Source organism: Lysinibacillus sp. NPDC058147, assembly GCF_042884205.1.
GTDB lineage: Bacteria > Bacillota > Bacilli > Bacillales_A > Planococcaceae > Lysinibacillus.
On the sequence record NZ_JBHVUJ010000001.1, the window covers coordinates 1,108,675 to 1,120,925 of the forward strand.

The 12,251-nt window shown below is 35.0% G+C and carries 8 protein-coding genes; all 8 read left to right on the plus strand.

Annotated features, from left to right (window positions below; translation table 11 throughout):
- Positions 1-14: 14 nt before the first annotated feature.
- Entirely contained in the window at positions 15-5,225 is a 5,211-nt protein-coding gene (locus ACFVT8_RS05245) for an SDR family NAD(P)-dependent oxidoreductase (RefSeq protein WP_387081553.1), read from the plus strand.
- A 23-nt stretch (positions 5,226-5,248) separates the two neighbouring features.
- Positions 5,249-6,109, plus strand: a complete 861-nt coding sequence (locus ACFVT8_RS05250) for a 3-hydroxyacyl-CoA dehydrogenase family protein (RefSeq protein ID WP_387082530.1) — start codon at positions 5,249-5,251, stop codon at positions 6,107-6,109.
- 42 nt (positions 6,110-6,151) lie between these two features.
- Positions 6,152-6,397: an acyl carrier protein gene (locus ACFVT8_RS05255; protein WP_387081551.1), complete on the plus strand. Its 246-nt coding sequence runs from the start codon at positions 6,152-6,154 to the stop codon at positions 6,395-6,397.
- Positions 6,398-6,433: 36 nt separating this feature from the next.
- On the plus strand, positions 6,434-7,474 hold the full coding sequence (locus ACFVT8_RS05260; RefSeq protein WP_387081549.1) for an HAD-IIIC family phosphatase: 1,041 nt from the start codon (positions 6,434-6,436) through the stop codon (positions 7,472-7,474).
- 34 nt (positions 7,475-7,508) lie between these two features.
- Positions 7,509-8,795, plus strand: a complete 1,287-nt coding sequence (gene fabD / locus ACFVT8_RS05265) for an ACP S-malonyltransferase (RefSeq protein WP_387081547.1) — start codon at positions 7,509-7,511, stop codon at positions 8,793-8,795.
- Positions 8,792-9,487, plus strand: coding sequence for an ABC transporter ATP-binding protein (locus ACFVT8_RS05270; RefSeq protein ID WP_387081546.1), 696 nt, complete (start codon positions 8,792-8,794; stop codon positions 9,485-9,487). Before fabD ends, ACFVT8_RS05270 begins: the two co-directional genes overlap by 4 nt.
- A gap of 26 nt (positions 9,488-9,513) precedes the next feature.
- A complete protein-coding gene (locus ACFVT8_RS05275; protein ID WP_387081544.1) occupies positions 9,514-12,006 on the plus strand; it encodes an ABC transporter permease in 2,493 nt (830 codons plus the stop codon).
- Positions 12,007-12,033: 27 nt separating this feature from the next.
- Positions 12,034-12,251: hypothetical protein (locus ACFVT8_RS05280; protein ID WP_387081542.1), on the plus strand; the 218-nt coding region annotated here is incomplete at its 3' end.

Genomic DNA, 12,251 nt, shown 5'->3' on the forward strand with positions numbered 1-12,251 from the left:
GAAATAAAATTTCAATGCAAAAACTACTCAGGATTATTTTAGAAAACACTCAAGCAGGTAATATTGATAAACAAACAGCGGCAAAAATGCTTCATACTTTACAAAATGAAATCTTGGCGACCTCCATTCAAGAAGATATTGCAATTGTTGGCATAGCAGGAGAATTACCTGTATGTAATAGTATCGATGAATATTGGGAGGGGATAAATAACAGTATTGATTTTATAGGGGATTTCCCTGAAACAAGAAGACAGGACATTGATAAGTATATTAACTATTCGGGACTTGAAGACTTAGACGAAGTTAAATATCTACAAGGTGCCTATATAAATGAAATTGATAAATTTGACTATCGGCTTTTTCGTTTGTCCCCAAATGAAGCTAGTTTAATGGATCCATATCAGCGATTATTCTTACAAGTAGCCTACAAGGCAATCGAAGATGGAGGGTATAACAAATCGTCTATAGCTGGGACTAGAACCGGGGTTTTTGTTGGATATGCAAGTAATGCTAAAGATAGCTATCAAAAAATGATTTATGATACAGACGTTTCTCTAATGGCTGCAGCTGCTGTCGGTAATGTAACAGCTATGATACCTAGTCGAATTTCATATTTGCTGGACTTGAAGGGTCCGTCCATGGTCATTGATACTGCCTGTTCTTCCTCATTAGTATCTGTACATTTAGCGTGTGAAGCTATTAAGAATCAGGATTGTGATATGGCTATAGCGGGTGGTATAAGAATGAGCTTGCTTCCATTAGATAAAGAATACATGAAATTCGGTATCGAATCTACTGATGGAAGAACAAGATCATTCGATGACCAATCTGATGGTTCTGGTATGGGAGAAGGGGTAGTGGCAGTTCTACTAAAACCACTACGTAAAGCAAAGCGAGATCGGGATAACATTTATGCGGTAATTAAGGGCAGTGCAATCAATCAAGATGGAACGTCCATCGGAATCACAGCACCAAACCCTGATTCTCAAATGGATGTGATTTTAAAAGCCTGGGAAAAAGCAGAGATTAATCCTGAAACTTTAAGCTATATTGAAGCGCATGGAACGGGAACTGCTTTAGGGGACCCAATTGAAATAGATGGATTAATAAAAGCTTTTAGAAATCATACGGATAAGCATCAATTTTGTGCGATAGGAACAGTGAAATCTAATGTAGGTCATTTATACGAGAGTGCAGGTCTAGTAGGATTATTGAAATGTATTATGATGCTAAAAAATAAAACCATTCCACCTAGCATTAATTTTAACAAACCAAACTCAAAAATTGATTTTAGCCAGTCACCTTTGTATGTAAATAGTAGAAATAGAGAATGGTTAGCTGGAGATAGTGCTAGAAGATGTGGGCTGAGCTCCTTTGGTTTTAGTGGAACGAATTGTCATCTTGTTCTAGAAGAAGCTCCTGAACTGCCTAGAGTGGGGGAAAATTCAAAAGTACATCTATTTTTGATATCTGCTCAAAGTAAACACCAATTGATCGAATTAATCGACAATTATCTTCAGTTTTTGGAGAAACCTCATAATGTTGAAATTGGAGATGTTTGTTATACCGCTAATGTTGGAAGAAATCATCAAAGTTATAGATGTGCTATTGTTATCGATACGTTAGAGGAATTAAAGGAAAAGCTTAAAATCATACGAGACGGGTTGAATTTAATCAATGATTTAAGTGGACAGTCTATATATGTAAATGAACATAGAGTGGTACCACAAAATAAAATGAATCGTACTAAAGTAGAAATTACGGAAAGGGAAAGGCTTGAACTTGGCAAACAATCAGCTACTATTATTCAGAATTTTATAAGTTCCGATAGGGAGGACCGTAAAAGCCTAACGGAATTAGCGGAGTTGTATTCACGAGGTGCCGAAGTACAGTGGGACAAATTGTATAGGGACGAAGCTGTGAGAAAAATTAGTGCACCAGGTTATCCTTATGAGAGAAATAGGTGTTGGTTTGAAGTACCAGAAGGTAAACAGTTAACACGTAACACAGATAAGCCTGACAAGTTTTTTACCATTGGGTGGGCTGTAGAGAAGTTACCAGAAGAGAAAAAGCAGGTCATGGATGGAACCATTATGGTATTTAAAGGAGAGTCGGAGCTGTGTCAAGAAATGCTCAATGAACTTTCAGCTTCTCCATGTGATGTGATTACCGTAGAAAAGGGTCCATCATTTAAACAAATCAATCCGAATGAGTACATTATTTCTGGATCAGAGGTGGACTACCTACACCTCGTACGTAATGTGAAGGATCGGCAGATTACGAGAATCATCCATATGATGACAATTCAAGATGGTAGATCAATCCGTTCAATTACTGATCTTGAAGAGAGCCAACAAAACGGAGTATTAAGCTTATTTTATTTGACAAAAGCGTTTGCGAAAATGGAGATCACTAATGAAATAGATATTTTATTAATCTCGGATTATACCACTCAAGTAAATGGCTTTGAAGAGCGTATTAAGCCTGAGAACATCACTTTGTTAGGTATTGGTAAAGTAGTAAGAAAAGAACATCAGAATTTATTGTGTCGTTGCATCGATGTAGATGATAGCACAACTGCAACAGAGATTATCGACGAAATAAATGCCAATACAGAATGGATGAATGTCGCATATCGAAGAGGGGTTAGATATGTAGAGGAGTTTAAGGAAATAGAACTGGATTTAGAACCATCTAAACCGTTAGAGATAAGAGAGAATGGTGTTTATGTAATTACAGGAGGAGCTAGTGGTATTGGTCTTGAAGTTTCAAAGTACCTTGCTTCTACCGAGCAAGTATCCCTTGTTTTAATTAATAAAACACCATTACCAGAACGTACAGAATGGGAGAGGATTTTAGAACAAGGGCAAGATCAGAACACAATTACAAGAATTAAAGGTATCCATGAAATAGAGGCTCTAGGTGCCGAAGTAACGTATTATAGTGCGGATATAGGCAATATGGATGAGGTCAGCCGAGTATTAGACAAGGTGAGGCAGCAATATGGACAAATCAATGGAGTCATTCATGGTGCTGGAGTTGGAGGAGCAGAACCTATTGTCACTAGAACCGATGAACGATTTAACCAAGTCTTTTCACCTAAAGTATATGGTACATGGATTCTTGACAAGTTAACAGAAACAGATCAACTCGATTTCTTTATTATGTTCTCCTCAGTAGCATCGTTGTTTAGTGCACCAGGACAAGGAGATTATATAGCTGCAAATGCTTATTTGGATGCTTACTCTTATTATCGAAATATGTTTAATAAACGCACCGTTGCAGTTAATTGGTCAACCTGGAAAGAAACTGGGATGTCAATAAAACATGATTTTAATATTGATACACTATTCAAAGCGTTGATGACAAAAGAGGGTATCCATGGTCTGGATCAATTAATAAACAAGGATGTGCCGAGAGCTTTAATCGGAGAAATTAATTATGAAAGTAGTCTGATTTCATTACTTGAACGGTTTATGTTTAAACTTTCACCTAAAATTAGAAAGACACTTTACTGCTATATTGGGCAAACCAAAGTGAAAGCAAAACCAAAAGTTGCTGGTTTTATAGAGGAGGTTAAACTTTCGGGTAAAGAAAGTGATCAATACTCCGCGATTGAACAAAAAATTGGTCAGATTTGGGGAGAAGTTTTAGGCTTCGATGAGATTAATATTTACGATAACTTTTTTGAACTTGGAGGAGACTCTATTTCAGGCTTAAAGATAGCAAATCTGATTAATCAAGAATTAGGTAAACAAATTGGAGTAGCCGATTTATTATCGTTTGTTACAGTTGCTGACTTCGTTGAATTTATGGAACAGCATACAGATGAATTTACTAATACGTCTACTAGTTGTTATGTCGATATTGAACCGTGTGAACCAATGGATGGTTATCCGGCTTCCTCTGCTCAAACGCGATTATTCATTATAAACGAAATGGAAGGATCGAATATTAATTACAACATTTATAGAGCTGTAACAATTGAGGGACCATTTGATACAACTAAATTTGAATACACGTTTAATGAAATCATTAAACGTCAAGCATCTCTTCGTACAAGCTTTAAACTAGCAGATGGAAAAGTTATGCAGTACATCAAAGATAACGTTATTTTCAATGTTGAATATAAGAAGACCATAGAAGAAGTTTTGGATGAACAAATAAATGCATTTATTAGACCATTCGAACTTTCTCAAGCTCCATTACTTCGTATTGGACTTTTTGAACTTGCGAAAGAAAAACATGTCATGGTATTTGATATGCATCATATGATTGCTGATGGTATATCCATTGATATACTGATTGAGGAGTTTCTAGCAATCTATGAAGAAAATAAGTTGGAAGAGCTTAAGATCCAATATAAGGATTATGCGGTTCATCAAGAACGCATTGCGGAAAGCGATAAGATGCTAGAGCAGAAAAAGTATTGGTTAGAACTCTTAGCTGGTGATTTGCCAGTACTTAATCTCCCGACGGATTATCCAAGACCTGATATAAAGAATTTTGAAGGACATACAGTTTCAGTGATACTAGATAAAGAAAAGTCTCAACATATGTATAGATTTGCTAAAGAATCAAATACGACACCTTATATGGTGATGCTATCAGCTTTTTACGTGTTACTTTACAAGTATACTGCACAAGATGACATTATCATTGGTACTCCAATTGCAGGACGACCAAGTGCTGATTTAGAAAAAATTGTTGGGATGTTTGTTAATACTCTTGTCATAAGAAATAGACCTAAGTGGGATAAAACAGTTAAAGATTTTCTGTTTGAAGTAAAGAACAATGTGTTAGATGCCTTTGATAATCAGGATTGTAATATTGAAGAATTGATTAGCCAGCTTAAAGTTGAACGAAGTTTAAGCAGGAATCCATTGTTTGATGTGATGTTTGTTCTTCAAAATGTTGGTAATAGCGAGATCAAAATGAATGACTTAACGATTAGTTCTTATCCTATAGAGGAGAAAATTTCAAAATTTGATCTAACTTTAGAAGTTATTGAGGCAGGAGATTTTGTCGATATTCATTTGAATTATTCAACAAAGCTATATAGAAATGAAACGGCTCAAAGAATATTAGAGGATTATATCGATCTATTGGAAAAAATTTGTTTTGAATTGGATACACCAATAGGTGACCTTCTACTAAAAAGTGAAGCAAACATGGAAGAACAGGACGATCAAGAGGATAGGGAAGAGGTAAAATTTAATTTTTAACAATATGAGGTGATTGTGTGGGAATGGTAGGTGTTATTGGGGCAGGTGTTATGGGAGCTGGTGTTGCACAGAACGCTGCAGAATCAGGACATGAAGTAATTTTAATAGATTTGACAGAGGATGTTTTACAAAAAGCAAAAGAAGAAATTAAAAAAAATATTAAGTTTCAAGGCCTTTTTAAGAAGAAAGATTCGAGAATACTAGATGAGGATATTTTAGGAAGGATAACGTTTACTACTGATTATGAAGCACTGAGAGAAGTTGAATTTGTCGTAGAAAATGTCCCAGAAGTTTGGGAAGTGAAAAAAAATGTATATACGAGATTGAATGAAGTTTGCGCTGAAGATTGTATTCTTCTAGTGAATACTTCGTGTATTTCCATCACGAAAATAGCGGCATTATGCAAACAAGCATCTAATGTAATCGGGGTTCATTTCATGAATCCAGTTCCGCTCAAATCAACGGTTGAGGCGATAAGAGGATTCCATACTTCTGAAACGACCATTCAACAAACGAAGGACTTTTTAGAGAGTATGGACAAGGAGATGATTCTTGTAAATGATTATCCTGGATTCGTGTCGAATCGATTATCTCATCTTCTAATGAATGAGGCTGCTTTTGTAGTGCAAGATCAGGTTGCTGAACCAAGAGATGTGGATGAAATTTTCAAAAAATGTTTTGGACATAAAATGGGGCCACTGGAGACAGCTGATCTTATAGGGTTGGATACAGTCGTTAATTCTTTAGACATTTTATATGAAAGTTATCAGGATCCTAAGTTTAGATGTGCTCCATTACTAAGGAAAATGGTTGAAGCAGGACAACACGGTAGGAAAAGTGGTAAAGGGTTTTATGACTATAACTATGGCTTTGTAGTTAACTAGATAAATTATTTAAATAAACTAGAGTAATAAGGAGGATTTATTATGGAAATAGCACAAAAGGTAAGCGGATTTTTGACACGTTTTTTTAGAAAATATGAACTTGGTAGAGATGAGGATATCTTTTCATTAGGTTTTGTTAATTCATTATTTGCAACCCAGCTTATTATGTTTTTAGAAAAGGAATTCGATATTACTGTTGAACCTGAAGAGATGGACCTTAATAACTTCAGAACAATTAATGCAATTGTTGAATTCGTTGAAAGAAAAAAGGTAGCTATTAATAATTGATAATATTAATTATCAATAGGAAAGGGATGTGAAAAGATGGGAAAGGAACAGAAAATAAAATGTGTTGTATGGGATTTGGATAATACATTGTGGGATGGGGTTATTCTTGAAGATTCGAATGTAGTGTTAAAACAGGATGTTGTAGAAATCATAAAGAAATTGGACGAGAGAGGAATTCTCCATTCCATTGCAAGTAAAAATGAACACTCCCTTGCGATGAGTAAGTTAGAAGAATTTGGTATTTCGGAATACTTTTTATATCCGCAAATTAATTGGAATCCAAAATCTGAATCTATCAAAAACATTGCAAAGTCTATAAATATTGGAATAGATACGCTTGCATTTGTTGATGATCAACCTTTTGAAAGGGAGGAAGTGAACTTTGTTCATCCTGAGGTACTTTGTATCGATGCTTTAAATCTTGAAGGGGTACTAGATATGCCCGAACTTAAACCGAAATTCATTACAGAAGATTCCAAGATTCGTAGACAAATGTACATGAATGATATTAAACGAAACAATATTGAAGAGAATTTTTCAGGGCCACATGAAGAGTTTCTTGCATCCCTAAATATGAAAGTTACTATTGCTCCTGTGCAAGAAAATGATTTACAACGGGTTGAGGAACTGACTGTGAGAACACATCAACTAAATACAACAGGCTATACTTACTCCTTTGAAGAGCTAGAGGTAATGAGACATTCAGACAGGCATAAGTTATTTGTTGTAGGCCTAGATGATAAATACGGAACATATGGAAAAATTGGTGTGGTAATGTTGGAATGTGTGGAGGATGTTTGGACAGTTAAATTGCTCCTGATGTCTTGCCGCGTCATGTCTAGAGGTATTGGTTCACTGTTAATTAACTACATTTTGAACTTGGCTAAAGAGAATAATGTTAAGTTGATGGCTGAATTTGTGAAAACGGATAGAAATAAAATGATGTATGCAACATATAAATTTGCAGGATTTACAGAATATAGCGTAGAAGGAGATAAAGTCGTTTTTGAACATAATTTATCTAATATTCAGGATTTCCCAGAATATGTTCATATCAAAACTCTAGAAACCGTATAGATTTTTATAATAACGAAATAGCGAGGTAAATAATATGGAAAAAATCGCATTTTTATTTACAGGCCAAGGTGCTCAATATGTTGGAATGGGTAAAACTTTTTATGATGAATATGAGGTTGCTAGACAGACATTTGAAGAAGCGAATGATGTACTGGGATTTGATCTTACTAAAATATGTTTCGAAGGATCATTAGGTGAGCTCTCAAAGCCAGAGAACATTCAGCCAGCACTGCTAACTGTTAGTGTAGCAGCATACAGAGTATATATGAAGGAAATTGGCATTGCACCACATTTTTATGCAGGGCATAGTCTTGGAGAGTATGCTGCTTTAACTTGCTCAGGGGCTTTACGTTTTTCGGATGCTGTAAAAATGGTAAGAGAAAGAGGTCTATTAACCAAACAGATTATGGAAAGTGATATCGGGGCTATGACTATCATTGACGGAATAGACTCCAAGCTTGTTGAAGAAGAGTGCAAGAAAATCTCAAATGAGCAACAATTCGTTTCCATTAACTGTTATAATTCGCCCCTTCAAGTTGCTGTTGCAGGTCACAAAGAAGCGGTTGAGTTACTTGAAGAAAAGGTACTTGAAATGGATGGAAATGTCACCCCATTATTTGGGAACGCTCCATTTCATAGCCCGTTAATGCAAGATACAGCGGAAAAATTGAAGGGATATTTGGATCAAATCACTTTCTTCCCTTTTCGAAATGCAGTAATTTCTAATCCAACTGCTTTGCCATTTGGGGATTTTGGGACTATAGCAGATAAATTGGCTGTTCAAATGGTTAAGCCAGTTAAATGGCAGGAGACGATGCAATTTTTGAAAAAGTATGGTGTAACTCTAGCAATAGAGATGGGACCTAAAAATGTTCTTTGTAATCTAGTTAAAGGTAATACTCCTGAAATAGATGCATTTTGTTTTGGACAGAGGGAGGATAGAAATATCTTATTTGACCGACTTAATCAAAACGAAATGCTTAAAAAGCATGTCCCTACCGTTATAACCAAATGTTTGGCGGTAGCTGTATCAACACCTAACAAAAATTGGGATAATGAAGAGTATAGAAGAAATGTCGTTGAACCTTACGCTAATATTCAAAAAATGCAAGAGGAATTGGATGAGCAAGGAGCACTGCCTACTAAAGAGCAGATGATAGAAGCACTTGAAATGTTACGGACCGTGCTTCAAACAAAAAAGGTTCCAATCCAAGAACAAATCGAGTGGTTCCACCATATTTTCGAGGAAACTGCAACGTATTATGAATTTAAAGATTTTGATATACTCCAAGAAAACAAATTTGAGAAGGTGACAAATTGACCAAAATAATCGAGGCCATACAAGTTTGCAAGTCCTTTAATATTGGCGAGGTAAAGACAGATGTGTTGAAAAATATAAATTTAGAAATAAATAAAGGGGAATTTGTCTCTATTATGGGGCCTTCAGGTTCAGGGAAAAGTACCCTCCTCTATTTGTTAGGTAGTTTAGATAAACCTACTTCAGGAAAAATCAAGGTAAACGGTAATGATACTTCCGAGATGTCGGATAAGGCTGAAAGTATATTGCGACGAAGAGATATAGGATTCGTGTTTCAATTTTATAATTTAATTCCTAATTTAACTGTTGAAGAAAATATTGTTCTTCCCATCTCATTAGATGGGAAGAACGTGAAACATTACAAAGAGGAACTTGATGAAATTCTAAATATTGTTGGGCTTTCTGAAAAACGGGAAAATACACCACGCCAATTATCAGGTGGACAGCAGCAAAGAGTCGCTATTGCGAGGGCTCTAATTAATGATCCCGCTATTATTCTCGCAGACGAACCAATTGGGAATTTAGATAGTAAGACAGGTATGGAAGTTATGAATCTGTTAAAAAGAATTAATGAAGAAAAAGGAAAGACGATTGTACAAGTCACACATTCTAAAGAGGCTGCCGAGTTTGGACAAAGACTGGTATATGTAAAAGATGGTCAAATTGATAACTCATTAAGCCATTCATTATCCTAACAATACTGTAAAAGTGGGTGGAAATATTGTCGACTATTTTTAAATATATCAGTCGAAATTTGTTAGAGAAGAAACTACGCTCTTTTATTGTGATCTTCTCGATTATGATTTCGACATCATTGTTTTTTGCTTCTACTAGTATCTCGGATGTTATGATAAACATTTCTATGGAACGAATGAAGCAATATGCAGGTACTTCAGATATCACAATAAAACCGACGGACAGCTCACCAAATAATTATATTACATTGGAGGATATTGAAGTACATGAGCATGATTTAGAGTATTCAATCACAGCAATTGAAAGTAGTGGGCAATTTAAGAACGATGACAACGAGATAGTCAATTTTAACGTTATGGGCTATAAATTAGATGAACTAGAAACAATGAATACGTTAAAAATCATCGAAGAAAAAGAACTCCATCCATTTGATGGTAATAAAATAATAATCAATCGAGACGTATCCGAAAAAATGAATTTAGCATTAGGCGATACGATGGAGATTAAAATAGGGAGTGAACATTATACATTTCTCGTATCGGGGATTGCTGAAAAGGTAGGGTTATTTAGAGGAGAAGGATTAAATCCCTTTGCGGTTGTACCAAAAGAGCATTTAGGTAAACTACTTAATTTAGAACACCCAAACGTTGTTTTCCTAAAAGTAAAGGATAAAGAAAATCTTTCTTCTATGATCAGTACATTATCAGAGTCCTATAAAGACTACATAGTGGAAGAATCTATTTCAGATGAAGCGATTGAACAACAAGTCAGTGGGATTGCAGTTACATTTTTATTAATGACTATTGTTGTTTCAATAATAAGTATGTTTATTATTTACTCTTCATTTAAAGTGATCACAATGGAACGACTTACTGTAATGGGAACATTTCGCAGTCTTGGTGCAACAAGAAAAATGACAAATTTAATACTGTTATTAGAAAGTGTTTTTTATGGACTTATTTCAGGTGTATTAGGATGTGTGCTTGGTGTAGGAATTTTATTTGCGATGTCAATGGTGTTGGCTGAATCAGAAGTGAGTACTAATATCTTCCTTGCGATTCAACCGTTAAAGCTTCTTTTCACCTTTTTGCTAGCACTAATTCTTTGTATTTTAAGTTCCATCATACCAATATTAAAAGTTTCGAAAATTTCAGTAAAAGATATTATTCTTAATAATTGGGATAATTCTACGCAACAGTCTAGTAAAATTGTACCTTTTGTTGGAGTATTATTTGTTTTATTTGCTCTGATTGCTCCGCCTTTATTAAGTCGAACTGTTGCTTTACCTCTTGGTATTATTAGTGCAATTTTATTAATTGTTGGGATAATCTTTTTAATTCCGTTTATCATGCGATGGTCTGTCAAAATATTTAGTAGACCTTTTAGCCATATCTTTGGCAATGAGGGACAACTAGCACTAAAAAATCTAAGGCAGGACAAAAATGTTATTACAAATATTTCTATTCTCAGTATTGCAATAGCTACAATTTTAATGATCAATATAATTGGTTATGGTGTAGTATTAGAGCTAAATAATTATTATGATAGAACACCGAAGTACGATGTCATGATGACAGCTACAAATATGGACGAAGAGTTCCTTCAATCTGTAAAAGAAGTAGAAGGTGTGGCAGATGTTTACGGTGTTTATTATAAGGAAAATGTTGCCGTTGTTGATAAGAATTCTTATATCGGTTTAATAGAGAGTGCGGATAAAGATCAATTTATGGAATTCTGGAATTTTGACATAGAGGGAGATAGTAAAGCACTGATAGAAGAGTTAGACGAAGGACACAATATTATTTTGAGTCTGTTGAAAAAAAATCAATTAGGTGTAGAAGTTGGAGACTCGATTTCGTTGAAAATTAAAGATGTTGAACAAGATTATAGGGTCATTGGTTTTATGAATACTTCAAGAAATAGTGCAAACTATGGTGTGGTTTCGGAAAAAAATCTTATAGAAGGAAACGATGATAGCTTTTACTCCATATTTTACATCAAAAGTGATATGGATTCCTATGAGCTTCAGAAAAAGCTAAATGAAAAGTATGTTGATGATAATGTATGGACGATGACCATGAAGGAAGCTGCAAGCAACGATATGAAAAATAGTGAGCAACAATTTACCATTTTAAAAAGTTTCTCTGTATTATCGCTTTTGATTGGTGGATTAAGTATTATTAACAACTTAGTGATTAGCTTCATTCAAAGAAGAAGGTCCACTGCGATACTTCGTTCAGTTGGAATGAGTAAAGGGCAATTTGTGAAAATAACATTTGTAGAATCATTGTTTGTGGGAATGATCGGTGGAATTGTCGGAATAATCGGAGGATTGCTATTGATTAATATTGTCCCGCATATTTTACAGGCAATAGACCAACGTGTTGTTATCCATTTCTCTACAAATATCATGTTAGTTTCATTCTTAGCAGCTATTGCAGTCACCGTAATTACTTCGATTAGCCCGGCATTAAAAGCTTCCAAGATAAGTGTTGTGGAAGTAATAAAAACAGAATAATAATCGCATAATCATTGGAGGTTTGTCATGAATAAACATTCAGTGCAAATGAGGATGGCCAGTAGTAAGTACGAAGGAGGAAAGCGCTATTGGTTAAATAAGCTGGAAGGGTTGACTGATTTCAGTAGTTTTCCATCAGATTGTATATATAGTCCGGATCAGGAATGGGTAACTGATACTCAAGTAATTTATCTATCTAAAGATGTTAGAAGTCGTATGACCCGGATGGCCGGAGGATCAAATCT

Bases quoted from the DNA above. Each gene is read 5' to 3' on its own strand.
- ACFVT8_RS05255 (WP_387081551.1), top strand. From the start codon at position 6,152: ATGGAAATAGCACAAAAGGTAAGCGGATTTTTGACACGTTTTTTTAGA.
- ACFVT8_RS05245 (WP_387081553.1), top strand. From the start codon at position 15: ATGCAAAAACTACTCAGGATTATTTTAGAAAACACTCAAGCAGGTAAT.
- fabD (WP_387081547.1), top strand. From the start codon at position 7,509: ATGGAAAAAATCGCATTTTTATTTACAGGCCAAGGTGCTCAATATGTT.
- ACFVT8_RS05260 (WP_387081549.1), top strand. From the start codon at position 6,434: ATGGGAAAGGAACAGAAAATAAAATGTGTTGTATGGGATTTGGATAAT.
- ACFVT8_RS05250 (WP_387082530.1), top strand. From the start codon at position 5,249: ATGGTAGGTGTTATTGGGGCAGGTGTTATGGGAGCTGGTGTTGCACAG.